Annotated in this window: 15 protein-coding genes; 12 read left to right on the top strand and 3 right to left on the bottom strand. The window is 45.0% G+C overall.

The window, feature by feature from the left end:
- Positions 1–86: 86 nt before the first annotated feature.
- A complete protein-coding gene (locus tag C7Y66_RS23720; protein ID WP_106547483.1) occupies positions 87–968 on the bottom strand; it encodes an alpha/beta fold hydrolase in 882 nt (293 codons plus the stop codon).
- An 87-nt stretch (positions 969–1,055) separates the two neighbouring features.
- Between C7Y66_RS23720 and C7Y66_RS23715 the strand changes: the two genes are divergently transcribed.
- A complete protein-coding gene (locus C7Y66_RS23715; protein ID WP_106547482.1) occupies positions 1,056–1,883 on the top strand; it encodes an SDR family oxidoreductase in 828 nt (275 codons plus the stop codon).
- A gap of 2 nt (positions 1,884–1,885) precedes the next feature.
- On the opposite strand, the gene C7Y66_RS23710 is transcribed toward C7Y66_RS23715, so the two are convergent.
- On the bottom strand, positions 1,886–2,632 hold the full coding sequence (locus tag C7Y66_RS23710; RefSeq protein ID WP_106547481.1) for a DUF3598 family protein: 747 nt from the start codon (positions 2,630–2,632) through the stop codon (positions 1,886–1,888).
- Between the two features lie 143 nt (positions 2,633–2,775).
- Between C7Y66_RS23710 and C7Y66_RS23705 the strand changes: the two genes are divergently transcribed.
- The 4 genes from C7Y66_RS23705 (at position 2,776) to C7Y66_RS23690 (ending at position 8,712) form a co-directional block, all read left to right on the top strand.
- On the top strand, positions 2,776–4,263 hold the full coding sequence (locus C7Y66_RS23705; protein ID WP_106547480.1) for a CIA30 family protein: 1,488 nt from the start codon (positions 2,776–2,778) through the stop codon (positions 4,261–4,263).
- Positions 4,264–4,627: 364 nt separating this feature from the next.
- Positions 4,628–7,207, top strand: a complete 2,580-nt coding sequence (locus C7Y66_RS23700) for a TonB-dependent receptor domain-containing protein (RefSeq protein ID WP_304529367.1) — start codon at positions 4,628–4,630, stop codon at positions 7,205–7,207.
- Positions 7,208–7,796: 589 nt separating this feature from the next.
- On the top strand, positions 7,797–8,009 hold the full coding sequence (locus tag C7Y66_RS23695; protein ID WP_015154352.1) for a hypothetical protein: 213 nt from the start codon (positions 7,797–7,799) through the stop codon (positions 8,007–8,009).
- 241 nt (positions 8,010–8,250) lie between these two features.
- Positions 8,251–8,712, top strand: coding sequence for a hypothetical protein (locus C7Y66_RS23690; RefSeq protein ID WP_146149862.1), 462 nt, complete (start codon positions 8,251–8,253; stop codon positions 8,710–8,712).
- 28 nt (positions 8,713–8,740) lie between these two features.
- Here C7Y66_RS23690 and C7Y66_RS23685 read toward each other — a convergent pair whose 3' ends face one another.
- Positions 8,741–9,661 (bottom strand): shikimate dehydrogenase, encoded by a 921-nt coding sequence (locus C7Y66_RS23685; protein WP_106547477.1) that lies wholly within the window; start codon positions 9,659–9,661, stop codon positions 8,741–8,743.
- Between the two features lie 101 nt (positions 9,662–9,762).
- Here C7Y66_RS23685 and C7Y66_RS23680 point away from each other — a divergent pair, with 101 nt between their 5' ends.
- From C7Y66_RS23680 to C7Y66_RS23650, 7 genes are all read left to right on the top strand, one after another.
- Positions 9,763–10,698: an alpha/beta fold hydrolase gene (locus tag C7Y66_RS23680; RefSeq protein ID WP_106547476.1), complete on the top strand. Its 936-nt coding sequence runs from the start codon at positions 9,763–9,765 to the stop codon at positions 10,696–10,698.
- A gap of 223 nt (positions 10,699–10,921) precedes the next feature.
- Positions 10,922–11,584 carry a TIGR00266 family protein gene (locus tag C7Y66_RS23675; RefSeq protein WP_015154348.1) on the top strand — a complete coding sequence of 221 codons (663 nt, stop codon included), beginning with the start codon at positions 10,922–10,924 and terminating at the stop codon, positions 11,582–11,584.
- A gap of 63 nt (positions 11,585–11,647) precedes the next feature.
- Complete coding sequence (locus tag C7Y66_RS23670; protein ID WP_106547475.1) at positions 11,648–12,325, top strand: TIGR00266 family protein; 678 nt, start codon at positions 11,648–11,650, stop codon at positions 12,323–12,325.
- Positions 12,326–12,397: 72 nt separating this feature from the next.
- Entirely contained in the window at positions 12,398–13,090 is a 693-nt protein-coding gene (locus C7Y66_RS23665) for a TIGR00266 family protein (RefSeq protein WP_199197598.1), read from the top strand.
- A gap of 231 nt (positions 13,091–13,321) precedes the next feature.
- Positions 13,322–13,798 carry a chemotaxis protein CheW gene (locus tag C7Y66_RS23660; protein ID WP_015154345.1) on the top strand — a complete coding sequence of 159 codons (477 nt, stop codon included), beginning with the start codon at positions 13,322–13,324 and terminating at the stop codon, positions 13,796–13,798.
- Between the two features lie 59 nt (positions 13,799–13,857).
- Entirely contained in the window at positions 13,858–16,854 is a 2,997-nt protein-coding gene (locus tag C7Y66_RS23655) for a methyl-accepting chemotaxis protein (protein WP_233222823.1), read from the top strand.
- Between the two features lie 104 nt (positions 16,855–16,958).
- Positions 16,959–19,662, top strand: a 2,704-nt coding sequence (locus C7Y66_RS23650; RefSeq protein ID WP_106547472.1) for a hybrid sensor histidine kinase/response regulator, incomplete at its 3' end; no start/stop codon positions are given.

Below are 19,662 nucleotides of genomic sequence, written 5' to 3'. Positions count from 1 at the left end.
TTCGCCCCCTAATCCCCACTCCCTTCGGTCGTGGGGAAGAGCGAGTTCCCCTTTGTCCCCCTTGTCCCCCACTCCACGCATCACTCCTACAAATACTTCTGTAACAAGCCGATCGCGATTTCCGGGGTTTCTAAATGTGGTAAAACACCAGCATGGGCGATCGCCTCAAAGGCAATAATCGAGCGCGGATTCAGCTTTGCTAAGCGTCTGCCTAAACCTATTTTGGTAAATTGTGCTTGCTCTCCCCATAAGATCGCTGTGGGTACGGTTAGCTGCGGTACGTACAAAGCCAAGTCAAAATAAAGGTTAGCCTTGAGAAAAGCAAGGGCAGCGTATTCGGCGTTGGGTTTTTGAGCAGAAGTGAGATAGGCTGCTACCATTTCTGGCGTGACTCGTTCTGGTTTGGCAAAGAGAAATTGTTGGAGAAAGTTACGCACAGAGACTTCGTTTTCTGCACCTATGGCATAAATTAGGCGATCGAGTAAGGGCGTACTAATTAACTGTAGCGGTAGTCTGCGTCCCACACCTTCGCCGAAGTCGTCAAACCCAGAGGGACAGATGAGCAAGAGAGATTGAAATAATTCGGGACGCTGAACGGCAAGGCGAATTACTAATGCTGCTGTTAAAGAAGAGGCAACTACCTTGATGGGAGGATGGCAGGCTTGAATAAATTCAGCGATTGTAGTGAGATAGTCGGCAATTTGATATTCTCTTACCGGATGCGCTGATTCGCCCCAACCAATTAAGTCGGCTGCAAGAATCTGGTATTCGCTGGCAAATGCAGGGTAAACTTTAGACCATTCGTAAGCTGAAGCACCGCCACCAAAGCAGTGTAGAAAGACTAGGCGAGGTAATTCATGACTGGATGAGGATAGCCAAGGTGCGGCTACCTGGGTGTAGTAAGTCATCGATCCTAAAGAGGTGGCGATCGCCTGTTTTCCAAAGCCAGGAGGTTGAAATTGATTCATGTCAGTTTGAATTTGAACGCGCTTAGTTTCGGTACTTTGACTTTTGACTTTTGACTTTTGACTTTCTAGAGAGATTGAATGCAAACTATAAAAGTAGCAATTATAGGCTGTGGTTATGTCGGTAAGGCGATCGCGCGTCACTGGCAGCAGGATGGTAAATATCAGATTACCGCAACCACGACAACTCAGGCACGGATGAGCGAGTTAGAACAATTAGCTCAGCAAGTTGTCATCGCTAAAGGAGACGATGAAGCTACTCTCCTGTCAGCCATCCAAGATCGAGATATTGTCATTTTGAGCATTGCACCTAAATTTTTTGCAGCTGATAGCTACGAATCTACTTACCTACAAACAGCCAAAAACTTAGTTCAGGTGTTACCGCAAGCTAGCGTCAAACAGATTGTTTACACGGGGAGTTATTCTGTTTACGGCGATAAAAATGGGGCATGGGTGGATGAAGAGTCACCTTTAACACCAGCGAACCATAACGGACAAGTTCTGGCAGAAACAGAAAAAGTATTGCTCTCAGCTGCAAGTGACAAATTGAAAGTCTGCATCTTACGCCTGGGTGGAATTTATGGTGAGGGGCGGGAATTGACAAAAATCTTTAGTCGTGCCTTTGGTACGACTCGCCCAGGGAACGGGGAAACCTATACGAATTGGATTCACCTAAATGATATTGTTAGCGCGATCGCCTTTGCCGCAGAAAAGCAATTAGAGGGAATTTATAATTTGGTGGGCGACGAGCCTCCGTTATCCCGTGATTTGTTGCAAAATTTGTGCGATCGCTATAACCTTCCTGAAGTAACGTGGAATCCTGAATTGTCAGAAACCCGTCCATACAATGCCAGGGTATCGAATCGGAAACTCAAAACCGCAGGATACAGTTTTATTCACCCAGAAGTTTTGATTTAGGGCTAGACATGGGTAAATTCTGCAAATTTCAAGTTTTGAAAGGCCCCTGTCTCGTCATAGTGAATTGTAATCTGTTGCAGATAACTTGAATTAACCAACCAAGTAGCAGCGATTACAATTGGTTTTCCTACCTCAACTTGTCTGGGACAACTTAAAGAAATCTCGTCGGGAAAAAAGAACGATTCGTTCCCTTCTATCTGCCAATTTAAGTTAGCTGGAACTGCCGGAGAAACTTTTAAATCGGGTGTCATCGTAACTGAAGTCCCCGTCCAATTTTCACTCAGACTTCTTTCCGATACTAAATCGAGATTGGTAGACCAATGTTGACTGGGAAAGCCTGTGGAGTCTTCGCGAATACTCAATATTTTAGTTAAGTTAGTCCCATCTGTATAAGCCGCGATCGCGCTATGGCGTAAGTTTTTGTGAATGAAAAATAATTCTACTGCAAAAAAAGAGTCAGCTACTAGCTTCTCAGCATGAAAAGCCCCAGCACCTTGAGGAAAAAAAATCGATCTAAGAAATGGCTTTTGTAACTGCCAAGTTTTTTCCTCGATTTTCCCATCGGCATAAATATATCGATTTGTATGTGTGATTTGAGTTTTTTCTAAGTTGGCGCGAAAACTTCTCAAACTTTGAAACGAATCTTTGACCTCTCCTTGAGCAGAATAACTCGTCCAAATTCCATGCCAATCATGTAAATGGTGAGCGCAAAAGTTATTCCAATTTTGTTCTTGAATGTCTATAGGCATAATTAAACTCTTAAATCTTTATCCTCATACAAATATCGCGATCGCCCTACTTCATTCAAGATTTATACCAAAGGCTTAATCATCTTGGCGCTGTTTGTTACCAAAATAGAGATAGCTGCTCGCAATCTGACTAGGAACAAGCTATGACAGAAAAAAATCGTGCTGGCTGGGATGCAGGTAGGTTCATCCGCACTTTAGCCTATTTCGAGGCGATTCCTGGCTGGAGTTGGTTAAAACAGATACTCCCAGGTGTGGCTGACAAACCCGAAAATTATTTATCTGGAGGTAAGCAAGTGGGAGTTATCCTAGTCGCTGGCGCAACGGGTGGTGTAGGTAAGCGAGTCGTACAACGGCTGTTAGAAAGAGGATACCAAGTGCGATCGCTCGTCCGAGATAAAGATAAAGCAAGCTCGATTTTGGGCAACAATGTAGAAACCTATGTCGGCGATATTACCCAACCAGAAACCCTAACACCAGCAATGATGGCAAACGTCCGTGCTGTCATTTGCTGTACGGCGGTGCGGGTGCAACCAGTGGGCGGCGATACCCCAGACAGAGAAAAATACAATCAAGGCGTTAAATTCTATCAACCCGAAATCGTCGGTGATACTCCAGAACGGGTGGAATATTTGGGGGTAAAAAATTTAGTCCAAGCGGCGGCTCAATATTGGCAACAGAACCCAAGTGGGGAAAAGATCGTCTTTGATTTTAGTCAACCAACTCCCCAATTACAGCAAATTTGGGGTGCTGTGGATGATGTTGTCATGGGTGGTGTCAGTCAAAGCGAGATTCGTTTTGTGGAAGGGACGGCTTTGTTTACGGGTAATGTTTCTACAGCCAACTCCGGTGGCTTTGCTTCTGTCAGGACAAAAAATTTCACCTCGCCACTAGATTTATCCGGCTACGAAGGCGTGACGCTGCGAGTCAGGGGAGATGGTAAGCGCTACAAGTTTTTCCTGCGCACGGAATCGAGTTGGGATGGAATGGCTTATTCGTATTCTTTTGATACCGTAGCCAATGAGTGGATAACGGTACGAATTCCATTTAACCAGTTAACAGCAGTATTTCGAGCAAAAACAATATCAGATGCTCCGGCGATCGATACTACCAAAATTCGCTCGTTGCAATTAATGTTGAGCAAATTTGAATACAACGGCGAACTCAATCCGCAGTTTTCTCCTGGTGGTTTCGCGTTGCAAGTCGAGTCAATTGGCGCGTATGGTAGTGCAAGACCCCAATTTATTCTAGTCAGTTCCGCTGGTGTCACTCGTCCCAATCGCCCAGGAATTAACTTAGAGGAAGAACCGCCAGCCGTGCGTTTAAATGACCAATTGGGAGGCATTTTAACTTGGAAATGGCGTGGTGAGGAAGCTGTGAGAGAAAGTGGCGTTCCTTATACAATTATCAGACCGTGCGCCCTGACAGAAGAACCTGAAATACAGCCTTTGGTTTTCGACCAAGGGGATAATATTAAAGGTAAAGTCAGCCGCGATTCAATTGCCGAACTCTGCGTTCGAGTCGTGGAGCAACCCCAGGATGGTAACTTGACTTTTGAAGTCAAAGCCGATCCGAACTACGGTGCTTTTGCTGCTAATTGGCAGAATTTGTTGGCTCGTTTAAAACGCGATTGATAGCGGTTTTCGATTGGGCAAAACACACGATCTGTAGGGGCGCACAGCTGTGCGCCCCTACAAATGTCACGCACGCAATCGAGAATTGCTATGAGAGTTACGCGCCGGAAGTCCAAGATCTCGATCCCCCCAAACCCCCCTTAAAAAGGGGGGAATTTTATGCTTTCTGTGAGATTATCTGTATTTATTGAGAAAATTTCTTGCCGATTTTTATTAGCCGAGTAGTATTATTGAAAATTAATTTCAGTAAATTTACTGGCTAAAAAGCGAGTATTTACTTCAAATTCACGCAAAATCGAATCTTGCATCTCTCCAAAGGAGTAAATCAGCAAGTCACATGATGGTTTGTGAGCGAGGAGTTATTGTGTCAAATTTGCAATTACTATCTGTACTAAGCTTAGTGGGCGCGATCGCCACGTTCGTCCCCGCGATCGCTCAAGCGCAACTTGCATCAGTATCCACTTATACTCAAAACGCGCCCCAAGAGCAGCGTAGCGGTGCAGAGAAGGCAATCGAGGTAACGGGTGTACGACTGAATTCGACTCCTCAAGGGCTAGAACTTATCCTAGAAACGGCAGGCGGGCAGCAATTGCCAGTGGCTACACCTACGGTTGACGACAATAGCTGGATTGCCGATCTTCCTCAAACAAGGCTGGCGTTACCAGAGGGAGATTATCGGGCAGAAAACCCAGCCCAGGGAATCAGTCTCGTTACAGTAACTCAGATTGATGCTAATCGTGTCAGAGTTCAACTCGTGGGAGAGACAGCAGCACCCATAGCAGAAGTTGTACCAAGTCAAAATGGCTTGGTTGTTACCGTTACGCCTGCAACCGCCGCACCAACAGCGCAAACTCCAACAGAAACAGAGACGATTACAGAAGGCGAGCCAGCACAGGAAATTACCGTGACGGCAACGCGGACGGCAGAAGAACCGCAGGACGTACCGCGATCGGTGACGATAATTAACCGCGAACAAATTGAACAACAAACAAGACTGTCCCAAAATGTAGGGGAAATTCTCGGTAAGTTGGTTCCTGGCTTAGCAGTTCCAACTCAAAGCAGCAGTAACTTTGGGCAAACTCTACGGGGGCGCAACATACAAGTTTTAATTGATGGCATTCCGCAATCAACTTCGCGAAATGCTCAGCGCGATTTGCGCACGATCGATCCTTCGGCGATCGAACGAATTGAAGTGGTAAGGGGTCCTTCGGCGATTTATGGTGATGGTGGAACGGGTGGTGTCATCAATATCATCACGCGCACGCCAAGCGAGGAGAGGTTAGCTTCTCAGACTCAAATTGGCATAAGTGGAGCTTTGGGAAATTTATCAGGCGATAGTTTAGGTTATAACCTGCAACATGCGATTTCTGGCACTGAGGATAATCTCGATTTTGCCATAAGTGGTTCGCTGACGACTACAGGTGGTTTTTTTGATGCCGAGGGCGATCGCATTCCTCCCGATCCGAATGCTCAAGGTGGTTTTTCTGATGCGGAAACACTCAACTTTTTTGGTAAGTTGGGCGTAAATTTAGACGAACAACAGCGTCTCCAGTTGACGTTCAACCACTTCGACGACAGCCAAGATACGGACTTTACTACCGATCCCAGTGTCAACTTGTTACCAGGCAGACAAAAAGCTCGCACTCTAGAAGGATTGAACTTAGACGAGCTTCCAGGTACGAGAAACACGCTGCTGAATTTGCAGTACAGCCACGAAAACCTGTTGGGTAGCAACGTACAGGCTCAACTGTACTACCGAGATTACCTAACTGAGTTCTTTCCATTTGACGGTAGAAATTTTAGTAACTTGGGCAACCAGATTTATCAGTCGCGGGTGGAATCGGAAAGGTTTGGCGGACGCTTACAAATTGAAACGCCTTTATTTAACAAAGGGGCAGCGAGATTGTTGTGGGGTGTAGACTACTTTAACGAAGATACCGTGCAACCAGTGACAACCTTCGATCGCGCTGCTTTTGCAGCCAGTGGAGGTCTAGATTTTCTCCCTACAGGCGAACGGACTTGGACACCACCGCTAGAACTCAATAGTTTGGGTTTATTTGCCCAGTTAACCTGGGATGTGAGCGATAGCTTTATCGTCAACGGCGGTGTGCGCTACGAAAATGCCGATGTCAGCGTGGATGACTTCACGACTTTAGCCAATCCCGATACGGTGATTCCTGGGGGCGATCTCAATTTTGACGCGACGCTGTTCAACATTGGTACAGTATTGTTCTTGACAGAAGAGATAAACGTATTTGCGAATTTCGCCCAAGGTTTCTCGCTAGCAGATATCGGCTTAGTTTTAAGAAATGCTCAACCAGGATTCGATGTCGAGTCACTCAATCCAGAACCGCAGCAGGTTGATAGCTATGAAATTGGTGTGCGCGGGCAGTGGGAGACAATCCAAGGGTCTTTATCTGCTTTCTACAATGAGTCAGAATTAGGTACGACCTTTACCGCACCAGGAACCGTACTGCGCGCCCCAGAACGGATTTATGGTGTAGAAGCTGCTGTAGACGTGCAACCAAGCGATCGCACTTCACTTGGTGGTTCTGTTACTTTACAAGGGGGTGAAATCGATCTGGCTGATGATGGAGAATATACAGCTTTGGATGGCTTTCGGATTCCGCCTTTGAAAGTTGTAGCTTATGTCGAGAATGAAACTTCCCCAGGTTGGCGCAATCGTCTTCAAGCATTATTTTCTGGCGATCGCGATGTGTTTGGTGACAGCGTTGCTTTTGGGAGAAGGGAAGTAGAAAGTTACTTGACTGTAGACTACATCAGCAGCATTCAACTGGGAGATGCTGGAACTTTACAAATTGGAGTGGAAAACTTGTTCGACAATCAATATTTCCCGATTGTGTCCCAAATTCAAGCTAACGATTCGGCTTATTCTGCTGCTAGAGGTAGAACTGTGAGCATTAAATATTCGATTGATTGGTAAAAACTCAGGACGTACTAATCTACGCTTCTAGACCCACTTGAGCGATCTAATTTTAAATTTGGGATTTTTGATTCAAGAAAACATCGTAAATCCCAATTTCTAATAAATATTTTTAGCTTTTCTGTATCAATAAGAATTTTGAACTGCTAAGTCAATAGCAATTCAAAAAACTAAAACTCTGTGTTAGCAATACAAAACAATCTGTACTGTTCAGTATTGTTACTTGCTTCTTCCTAACGGCTTATAACTAAATTAACTACTTTTTGGCGCTTCTTCCTCTAACCAGAGAGAGGGAAATTTTAAGTTAAAGCGTGATGAAATATACTATAGCAATCTTAGATGGATCGTGAAATCGATTGTTCGTGTAGAGACGTTACATGTAACGTCTCTACACGAGGAAGAACGTGTATAAATCATTTTTTAAAAATAATTGCTTTCTTTTGTATTCAAATAAACACAGCAAATTACATCAAAATCTCTCATAAGTATTAGTGAGATCGTCTATAAGACTGAAATTAACTGGTCAACAACTTGTGGCGATCGCGGCTATGATAAAGTACCTATGTACTTCGATCGAGCGAGGAAAATTATGTTCGACGTAGGAGAGTATGTTGTTCATCAGAATACGGGACATACAGGTAGGGTAATTGGTTACGGACACCAAATACTCAACGGCGTTTACGTAACAACACTTAAAGTACTAGTGCATGATGCTGAAATTATTGGTAGGCGGGGAGCCATAGAAGAAGATTTATATTCAGCATGGATTGAGTGTCAAATTTCTAACAATTCTCTTTTTTAAAGTTAGTGAGTATGGTGGGCAATGCCCGCCATACTATAAAATCTATCGCTAGTTAATCCCCGTTATTTCATAATAGATTGCCATGCTTGAATAGTACTAAAAATTGAAGTTATATTTTTAACTCAGTAGTCATTGTTGTAATAAATACAGATAAATTAAATTGTTTTTCTCCCCTGAGCTAGTTGCTAGTCAAAGCAATATTGCTTTACTTTTTACTTCAGTGATGTATGCAAGCAGAATCATGACAGATATTAAACAATTTCTGATGTCTCATTTAAGTAGCTTGCAAGGACAGATAGACAATGAAAACGATCTATTAGCATCTTGGGGTAGTAGTTGGCAGAAACTTAATTTAGAACAAAAAAAGCTGGTAAGTGAAGTTTTTCACAAACCAGTCTGCCTGACAGTTAAGTTTATTAATGTAGAAAATTTGATTGACAATATAAAAATTGAACCTGAACCAACTAATCTAATTAATCGGAAAACGGGAGCTATTTGGGTACTAACTTTTAAGCAAAAACACTTAACAATAAGCGTACCTAACTTTAGCTTTCCAATTTATTCTTGTAGTCCGACTCAATTTAAACCAATCGATCCAGACATGAAAATAGACATTGAATTTGATGAAGACGAACGACATCAGAACTTACTGATGCACTTGTATGCTAAAGGTGAAAAACGGGCTACTTTTGAAGCTCTTTAAAAGTGAGTAGTGAGTAGTTGCAGAATCTCTATAGTTGTTGTTGCAGTGCTTGGCGCATAATCTCTACAGGAACGGGTTGTTGTAACCAGATTTTTAAAGCAGCCGCGCCTTGTTGCACTAGCATTTCCAAGCCATCAATAGTCCTTGCACCTTGTTGCTGTGCCTGTTGTAGAAATAACGTTGGACGAGGAGTATAAATTAAATCGTAGGCGATCGCACCTTGTTTTAATACTGCCATCTCACTTAGACTCAAAGGCGATCGATTGACATGAGGATACATACCGATGGGCGTTGTATTTACCAGTAAATCGGCACGGGCAATTAAATCCGGTAGCTTATCCCAAGTATAGACTTGCAAGTTAGCTTGAACTTGAGAATTACTCCAACTCGTGTAAAACTCCTGTAACTTTACCTCATTACGCCCTACGACACAAATTTCTGCACAACCCAGCTGAGAACAACCCGCTACTACAGCCCTAGCTGCACCACCATTACCGAGAAGGACTGCTATTGGTAATTGGTAATTGGTAGTTGGTAGTTGGTAGTTGGTAGTGGGTGAGTTAGTTTCAACTTTTGACTTTTGACTTTTAACTTTTGACTTTTCCAAAAGCGGTGCGAGAAATCCTTCCACGTCAGTATTAGTTCCTGCCCACCCTTCATCTGTGCGCCAGACAGTATTAACTGCGCCTACTGCTTGCGCTACGGGAGAGACTTCTGATAGAAAGGGCAAAATTGCCTGTTTGTGAGGAATGGTGGCGTTAAAACCGACTAAACCAATCGCTGCAAAACCTTGGAGGGCAGCAGCTAAATCTTCTGGTTTTACGGGTAAGGGGAGATAGACATAATCTAATCCTAAATGGGCGATCGCGGCATTGTGCATCGCGGGTGAAAGGGAATGTTCCACCGGATGTCCAATTACGCCAAGTAGTTTTGTTTTACCTGTAATCATCAAGAAAGTGAGTCGTGAGTAGGGAAATCACCAACAACCAACTACCAATTACCAATTCCCTCTAAATTAAAATTAGTAATGTTACTTAACATTACTAAATCGTGCAAACAACAACAGCTGCTACAACCTCGGTTCCTGGTAAGTATTGGCAGTGGCGCGGGCATTCGATTTACTATGTCAAGGCGGGAACGCCCCATCCTCAGCGCCCACCTTTACTATTAGTACATGGATTTGGTGCTTCTACCGACCACTGGCGCAAAAATATTGCCGAACTGCAAAAGGATTTTCAAGTCTACGCGATCGATCTGATTGGTTTCGGACGCTCCGCTAAAGCTAAACTGCAATATAGCGGTGACTTGTGGCGCGACCAACTGCATGATTTTATCACCGAAGTTATCGAACAGCCTGCGGTACTGGCGGGTAATTCATTAGGTGGATATGCGAGTTTGTGCGTTGCTGCCCAGCGTCCAGATGCCGCAGCAGGGTTAGTATTATTGAATAGTGCCGGTCCTTTTAGCGAAGAACAGCCTAGTGTTGAATCAGAATCAGTGCAAGCTGAAGTTCAACCACCACGCCAGCCGGACTTATGGCAAAAATTCTTCGGAGATGTAACCAAGTGGACTTTTCAGCAGCCTTGGGCGCGGTTTCTGTTATTTCAGTACATTCGCCAACCGTGGGTAATTCGGCAAACTTTAGAAAAAGTCTATCTTGATAAAAGTGCCATTACAGACCAATTAGTAGAAGATATTTATCGTCCGGCGTGCGATCCTGGTGCAGTAGATGTGTTTGCCTCGGTTTTCAGCACTCCTCAAGGGGAAAAAGTTGATATATTGCTACAACAATTGACTTGCCCGTTACTGTTATTGTGGGGTGAGGGCGACCCGTGGATGAATGCTAGAGGGCGAAGTCCAAAGTTTCGTCAATATTATCCACAATTGCGAGAATACTTCTTGAAAGCAGGTCATTGTCCCCATGATGAAGTTCCCGAACAGGTGAATTCATTGTTGCGAGATTGGGTGTTGTCGATTTCTGGATAATTGGTAATGGGTAGTTGGTAGTTGGTAATGGGTAATGGGTAATTGGTTGTTCACCCCCAGTTCCCGATTGCTCCCTCAGCTCTCTTCTCCGACTCCCAACTCCCGATTTGAATCACAGATCGTAAATAATTTAGCAAAATCTTATTAATTCTTCAAGAAATCTAGACGATCGCTCATTTTCTGCTCCATATTAAGTGCATTATCGAGAGTAGGAATTAGGGCTTTGAAATACGATATTCGCTACAAACCAGCCTTTGCTGCTATTTTCGTCACGCTCGATCCTGGGGAGAGTATTACTGCTGAAGCTGGGGCAATGACGAGTATGGATGCCCAGTTATCAATCCAAACTAAATTTTCTGGTGGTTTAATTCCTGCCTTACTGAAAAAGTTTTTGGGTGGCGAATCGTTATTCGTTAATACTTTTACCAATCGGACTCAACAATCCCTTAGATTAGTTTTAACTCAATCCACAATTGGCGATATTGGCAGACTTGATTTGAGTCAGGGAGATATTTGCTTGCAACCAGGGGCATTTGTCGCCCATAGTGCAGGGGTGAAAATGGGCTTACAATGGGCAGGAATTAAAAGTTGGTTGGCAGGCGAAGGATTATTTAAACTGAAACTTAGTGGTAGTGGTAGGGCATTTTTTGGCTGCTATGGCGGGATTACAAAAAAGCAGATTCAAGGAGAATTTATTGTCGATAGCGGACATTTAGTTGCCTACGAACCAAAAATTAAAATGAGCATTGGCTTAGCTGGTGGCTTAGTTGGTTCCGTCACCTCTGGCGAAGGATTAGTCAATCGTCTTGCTGGTACGGGCGATATTTATTTACAATCTCGCAGTATTGATGGATTAGTTAGATATTTGCGATCGCAAGTTAAGTAGTCAGTTGTCATTGTCATTTGTGAGTAGCTGATTTTGACTTTTAACTTTTAACTTTTGACTTCTATGAACATAGATATTTTACATCAACCCGATAGCGCGATCGCTCATATTAGGATGAGTGCTGGCGAGGAGTTAGTGGCGGAAGCAGGCAGTATGATTGCTATGAGTAGTTATATCAATGCTAGTACTACCCTCAGACAAGGAAAAAGTGGTGGCATTCTGGGCGGACTTAAACGAATGATGGCGGGAGAGTCTTTATTTTTGAGTATATTTCGTTCTCCCACACATGACGGTGAAGTCTTTTTAGCCCCTAAATTAATGGGCGATATTTTGATTTATCAAATGTCATCATTTGGGCTAATTGTTCAAGCAAGTTCTTATTTAGCTAGCGAAGCAAATGTTGATATTAACGTCGGGTTTCAAGGCTTTAGATCGTTCTTTTCAGGAGAATCAATTTTTTGGTTAGATATAGGTGGTTCTGGTCAGATTATTTTGACATCTTTCGGAGCAATTTACGAAATTCTTGTTGATGGCGAGTATATCGTTGACACTGGGCATATTGTTGCTTTTGAAAAAAGTTTAAATTTTAGCATTACAAAAGTTGGCTCTAGTTTAATTGGAGCATTTTTAGGTGGAGAAGGATTAGCCTGTCGCTTTCAAGGTAAAGGCAGATTATTTTGCCAAACTCACAATGCTAATGCTTTCGGTCAAATAGTTGGCTCGCAATTACCTGCAAAATGAGGGAATCAGTTATCAGTGTAGAGACATTACATGTAACGTCTCTACAAATTTACCAATTATCAATTACCAATTATGAATATCACTTATAAAATCGAACATTCTCCTGCTTATGCTTCTTTGCAACTCGATTTGAGGGCAAATGAAACTGTACTAGTCGAATCTGGGGCAATGGCGGCGATGGACTCTTGGATAAAAATGAAATCCAAAATGAAAGGGGGATTGATGAAAGGAATAGGCAGAATGGTAGGAGGTGAGTCTTTATTTATGAGCGAATTTACCGCTGAAGGACGAGCCGGACAGCTACTGCTTTCCCCTGGAGTGCCAGGAGATATTCAGCATTATTATCTAGATGGTAACGGTTTAATGCTGCAATCTTCGGGATTTGTTGCAGCTAGCCATACAATGGAAATCGACCCTTCATTTCAAGGATTTAGAGGTTTTTTTAGCGGTGAGTCTTTATTTTTGTTACGAGTTACTGGTAAGGGCGATCTTTGGTTTAGCTCTTACGGTGCGATTATTGAAATTCCTGTAGAAGGCGATTATGTAGTGGATACGGGTTACGTGGTTGCTTTTGAAGATTCACTCAGTTACCACGTAGAGATGATTGGTGGTCTATCATTTAAGAATCTGAGAACGGGAATTTTAGGCGGGGAAGGATTGGTTTGTCGCTTCCGAGGGAAAGGAAAGCTTTGGATTCAATCTCGTCAGATGTATAATTTACTCAATTTTTTAGACGCTTTTCGTCCCACTAAGAGTAGTGATTGAATTTAAGGGAGTAGTTATCAGTGACCAGTGACCAGTGACCAGTGACCAGTTAACAATCCACTACACCTCACACCCCACACCCTATTTACTACTAGCCACTAGCCACTAGCCACTAGCCACTCTTAATGAATTATAAATTTTGTTCCCAACAAGACTGATGGTGTTATGCTAAATGCCAAAATCGATAGATCTTCGGTTAGGCAAGCTCAGCCAAATTAATTGCGATCGCGAATGAATTCAGCAGAAATAGAAACCCGTCCAGGTGAAAGATATTTAAAATTTTATCTGGCAGAACAAATTCCTGCTATTTTGGCAATGGAGTACGTGCAAGAGGTATTAATGATACCGGCACGGAGAATCACCCCTATGCCCAATATGCCTGAGTGTGTAGTCGGTTTGCTGAACCACCGCAATCGGGTATTGTGGGTAGTCGATTTGGCTCAGATCCTCAGCTTGCAGCCGCTCGACCATAATATCTCGCAATATAACGTCATTTTAATTCAAGCCCAGCAGATGACTTTGGGGTTACTCGTACCAGAAGTCAACGGCGTAAAATACTTTACTCCAGACTTGGTTCAATCCTCAAAAGAGCTGGTAACATCAGCATTAATTCCTTTCCTTCATGGCTGTATCGTCCAGGAACAAGAGTTAATACTCGTAGTCAATGCAGAAGCAATTTTACTTGCCCCCGCTCTGTACAGGAAATAGCTTTGATGTTGAAATGATTGGTGTTTGGCGGAATTGCTCTTACTGGAGACGCTGAGTTTATGAATATACGCTCTAAGAAAGAACCGAGGCAAGACACGGCAGGAGAAGATCGCAAAACTGGTATGAATCGTCAAGCAGATCGCACTCAAGAGCCGGAGTCTGGTTTAAGCAAAAGTCATACCAACCCGCTGACGATCGCTGCCGGACAAACTACAGTGCCTCACGGCGTTAACTCAGTCAAGCGTCCTCCCTCCAAGTCGCGTTCGTGGTGGTGGCAGCGGATCGGCTTGAGAGCCAAAGCTACGCTTGGGGCGATCGCGGTTAGCACGATGCCGATCGTTCTTTTAGGAGCAACCGCCTATCACCTCACCAGTAGTAATATTACTCAGAATATCAGACAGCAACAGCAAGTGCGAGTTGCATCTTTCGCCGATCGCTTAGATCGATTTTTAATCGGACGCTACCAGGACGTACAAACCCTGGCAAGTATGACGCTATTCAATCGCCCTTATATTCGGCGATCGCTACCAGAAGCAGAAAGACAAGCATTTTTAGACCAATACATTAAGAACGGTCAAGGCTACGACAGTATCATCCTGCTAGATCTGGACGGCGATGTCGTGATGCAATCGTCTGGAGATGTCATTCAAAACTACAACAAAATCGACTACTTTCAGGCAGCCCTGAAGGGCGATCGCCCAGTCATTACGCCGCCGCGTAAATCTATCGCTACGGGACAGTACTCGATTTTTACCGCTGCACCAGTCAAAGATCCCGATACGGGACAAACAATTGGCGTAGTCCGTACCCGCACTCCTGTAGCGTATTTCGATCGCAGCGTGCAACAGCAAGATCGGCAGCTGACCAAAAATATTCCTGGCTTGCAGATTGAGGAGTTCCTGGCTTTCAACGAGCGCGGTACGATCTTCATCGCCCCAGCATCGTATCCCGAATACTTGGGTAAAGATGTCAAAGCAATTTTTCCCCAGGCAGTTACGCAACTGCAAAAATCGTCAACCCTGGGTAGTACATACGATATCAATCGCCAGCAACAACAAGAATATTTGCTATCTTATGCGCCGTTACCAGCAATTAAAGAATTAGCCAAACTGAACTGGGGAGTGGCGATCGCTCAGCCTAGTGACGAACTGTTTGCCGACATTCGCGGCGGATTGCTGCTCACTTTTATGGGAGCAACGGGATTGACCACATTACTAGCAGCGGCGATCGCGACAATTCTAGTCAACCGCGCCCTGCGCCCGATCGTCACCGTTTCTCGCGCCGTGCGCAAACTAGGACAAGGCAAACTCGACACTCGCGTTCCGGTGACAGGCGAAGATGAAGTCGGGGTGTTAGCGGCAAATATCAACCGCATGGCGGAACAACTGCAAACCCAACTCGAACAACAGCAAAGCACTGTCGAAAGAGCCAATTTACTCACCGATCTAACCTTGCAAATTCGGCAGTCGCTTAACTTTCAAGATATTTTAGTTACTGCTGTGCGGGAAGTACGGCGCGTCCTGAAAACAGAGCGCGTTGTGGTTTATTGCTTCGATCCTGACTGGCAGGGAAAAATTATTGCCGAGTCAGTAGCCCCTGGTTGGCAACAGTTAGTCGGGCAAACAATAGATGATAGCTGCTTTCGGGAAGGTTACGCCCAACAGTATCGCGAAGGTAGGGTACGGGCGATCGATAATATTTATCAAGCCGGACTGGCAGCTTGTCATGTCAAACAGTTAGAAAAATTTGAAGTCAAGGCTACGTTGGTTGCGCCGCTGATTCGCGATCGCGAATTGTTAGGTTTACTCATTGCCCATCAATGTTCTAAATCACGGATCTGGCAGCAAGCGGATATCGATTTATTTACCCAATTAGCAACTCAAATTGGCTTTGCCCTCGATCAAGCTCATCTTTTAGAACAGGTAGAAGCTTCTCGCCAAAAAGCTGAAACGATTTCCCTCGACCAAAGACAACAAAAAGAAATTTTGCAGCAAAAACTCGTACAATTGCTAGCCCAAATTGAAGGCACGGCAAGGGGAGATTTGACAGTCAGGGCAAACACAACCACTGGAGAAATCGGTACGGTAGCAGAATTTTTCAACGCCATTATCGAAAGCCTCAGACAATTAGTCGTGCAGGTGAAAAAAGCGGCAACACAAGTGAATATTTCGGTAGACGAAAACGCAGGCGCAATCCGCCAACTCGCCGATGAAGCACTCAAACAAGCCCAGGATATCGATCGCACCCTAGACTCAGTACAGCGCATGACTCATTCGATTCAAGCTGTAGCAGCTAGCGCCGACCGCGCCGCCGAAGTTGCTAGCATTGCTTTTAGCACGGCAGAGACTGGTGGCAAAGCAATGGATCGCACGGTACAGAGTATTTTGAGTTTGCGCGATACAGTGACAACAACCGCGATGCAAGCCAAGCAGTTAGGCGAATCGACTCAACAGATCTCTAAAGTCGTATCTTTAATCAATCACATCGCCCTGCAAACCAATGTTTTAGCCATTAATGCTAGCATCGAAGCCGGACGCGCCGGAGAAGCCGGACGGGGATTTACTGTCGTGGCAGAAGAAATCGGGCAACTCGCCGCCAAATCAGCCGCAGCCACGCAGGAAATCGAACAAATTGTCGAGAATATTCAAATGGAAACGAGCCATGTCGTGCGGACGATGGAAATCGGCAACCAGCAGGCGATCGCAGGCGCGAATTTTGTGGAAGATTCCAAACAAAGTTTGGGACGAATTTTAGAAGAATCGCATCAAATTTATCAATTGGTGCAATCGATTTCGCGTGCCACGATTTCCCAAGTCGAGACAGCACAAATGGTTACGGAATTGATGCAAGAAATTGCTGGTGTATCGGCAGGATCTTCCGAATACTCCCGTCAAATCTCCAATTCCCTACAACGCACCGTAGAAGTTGCCCAACAACTGCAAGTTTCAGTTGGCAAGTTTAAAGTTGGCGACGAAATGCGGGAATTGGGCAGGAAGAAAGCTGAAATAGTTGACGAGGATGAGACAGTTAAGGGAGAAGAGAGCTGGGGAGGATAAGGGAGACAAGGGAGACAAGGGAGAAGTCAAAATTTACCTCTTGCCTCTTACCAACAACCATCAACCATCAACCATCAACCATCAACTAACCACTCCTCACCAAAATGTCTCAGGATAAAGAACGTGAAATTCAGCTCCAGTTTTTAGAAGAAGCCCAAGACCATTTGGATGCGATCGAGTCAAAGCTAATTGGAGTTAGCAGTCGTGTAGAACTGACGCGGCAAGAAGTCGATGCCATGCTGCGATCGGCACACTCGATTAAGGGTGGAGCGGCAATGATGGAATTTTCAACTCTGAGTCATTTAGCTCATCGCCTGGAAAACTTTTTTAAAGTCATCAGAACTCAGAAGCAGATTCAGCCAGAAGTGGAAAGGTTACTGTTGAGTGCTGTGGATTGTTTGCGCCACGTCGTCACGACAAATCGCCAGACAAACGTTGTGGACGAGCAATGGCAGACAAGTCAAGTTCAACCGCTATTCGAGCAGTTGCAACAAATACTGGGAGAACCAAGGGAAGAACAGGAAACAGTTACACCTCTGTCACCGCAGCAGGGATTAGAAACGATCCAAATGCTGTTTGAATCGGAAGTTGATGCTTATTTGCAGCAGCTAGAGACGATTTTGGCGCAAGAGGATAAGTCTAACTTGGGCGCAGAAGTTGTGACGATCGCTCAAGATTTAAGCGATTTAGGGGAAGTGCTAGAGCTACCAGAGTTTAACAGTTTGTGTAGCTCCGTAAAACAGCTATTAGCAACTCAACCCACACGGGAGGAAGAGATTGCCCAAGCAGCTTTGCGAGTGTGGCGGCGATCGCAAGCCGCAATTATGGCGGGACAATTACAGGGTTTACCCTCGACGCTCAATTTAGATGGTGTTGTAGAGGAAGTTGTCTCAAGTCCAAGTACTGCCGATCCTGCACCCGTTACAGATGCTAGTCCTGCCAGATTATCATCTCCGCTCGATCTCGCGCCGCCAGCCGAACTGAAGGAGACGCAGGAAAATACCGTTAGAGTTCCACTCAAACAGCTAGAGCAACTCAACGATCTGTTTGGGGAGTTGACCATAGAACGCAGCGGACTCGACTTACAAATAGAGAGGTTGCGGAACTCCGTCAAAATTCTGGAACGGAAAGTGCGATCGCTGCAACAATCCCATCACCGTCGTCGGACTGCAACACTGCCACCGTCTCCATTTCCATCGGCTTTACCCACGACATCATCTTTATCGGAAGTTGCCTTTTCTCCTGACAGCAGCCAATTGCAGCAGGACACAACTGCGCGATCGCCTCAGCCAACGCCCTCAATAGATAGTGGTAATAATCTAGATGAGGCAGCAGACGAGGCTTCGACAGAAGTAATGGCAAACCTGGTGCAATTGCAAGAAGTGAGCGGAGACATCGATCTGTGCTTGCAGGAAACAGAGCAAATTGTTGGCGACCTCAACCGCACGGCAAAACAACTGCAATTTTGCATCAACCAACTGCGAATGCGTCCGTTTGCCGATCTGGTCGGGCGGTTTCCTAGAGCCTTGCGGGAATTGGCTTTACAGCACGGTAAAAATGTCGAACTGAAAATTCAAGGTGGCGATACCCCGATCGATCGCAGTATTTTAGAAGCCCTAAGCAACCCGCTGATGCATTTGTTGCGTAATGCCTTCGATCATGGTATAGAAGACCCTGAAACTCGCAAAGCTAGCGGCAAGCCGGAACAAGGTACGATTTCAATTGAAGCAACATATCGGGGCAATCAAGCCCTGATTACCTTCAAAGACGACGGACGGGGGATTGCGCTCGATAAAGTCAGACAGCGGGCGCAACATCTAGGACTCGATCGGGAGGCGATCGCCAATGCTAGCGATGAAGAAGTTTTAACCCTGATCTTCGAGCCTGGTTTTAGTACTGCCGATGAAGTCACTTCCTTGTCTGGTCGCGGTGTCGGGATGGATGTCGTCCGCACGAACCTGCGCCAAGTGCGCGGTGACATTAAAGTAGAAACCAAGGCAGGAGTGGGTACGACATTTACGATCGGCGTTCCCCTGACTTTATCGGTGGCACGGGTGCTATTGGTGGAAAGTCGGGGGATATTACTGGCTTTTCCTACCACGGCGATCGAAGAAATGCTCCTGCTCGATGTAGAACAAATATCTACAATCGAAGACAAACCACAACTGCACTGGAAAGAATACTCAGTCCCGCTGATTTATCTGGGCGATTGGCTGAAATTTCGTCGCCTGCAAAACGCTAACGAAGAAAGAACTCAGCCCCTGATGAGCGCACCAACAGTATTATTAATTGCTAATGGTAGCGATTGGGTTGGTTTGCAAGTAGACCGTTGTTGGGGCGAACAGGAAGTTGCCATCCGTCCGGTCGAAGGTAACATTCCCATGCCTCCTGGTTTCAACGGCTGTACGATTTTAGGCGATGGTAAAGTTGTTCCCTTAGTCAACACCCCAGAGTTACTTTACTGGATTGCCACTAGCCAACACCCTGCCAGCTTAGAGCCAGAGGATCGCCATCGTGCAGCGGCAGAACTACAAAACCAACGCCCGACAATTTTAGTCGTCGATGACTCGATTAACGTCCGCCGCCTCTTATCTTTGACGCTAGAAAAAGCAGGATATCGAGTCGAACAAGGCAAAGACGGACTGGATGCTTTAGAAAAGTTGATGAGTGGTTCTCAAATTGCTGCCGTAGTTTGCGATATTGACATGCCTCGGCTCGATGGGTACGGTTTCTTAGCTAGGGTGAAATCCAATCCAGCTTTCCAACAGTTACCCATTGTCATGTTGACCTCTCGCAGTGGCATTAAAG

It is taken from the genome of Chroococcidiopsis sp. CCALA 051, assembly GCF_003015105.1.
Taxonomy (GTDB): domain Bacteria; phylum Cyanobacteriota; class Cyanobacteriia; order Cyanobacteriales; family Chroococcidiopsidaceae; genus Chroococcidiopsis; species Chroococcidiopsis thermalis.
The sequence above is the reverse complement of the archived record's forward strand: the minus strand, read 5'-3'. Positions and strand labels throughout refer to the sequence as shown.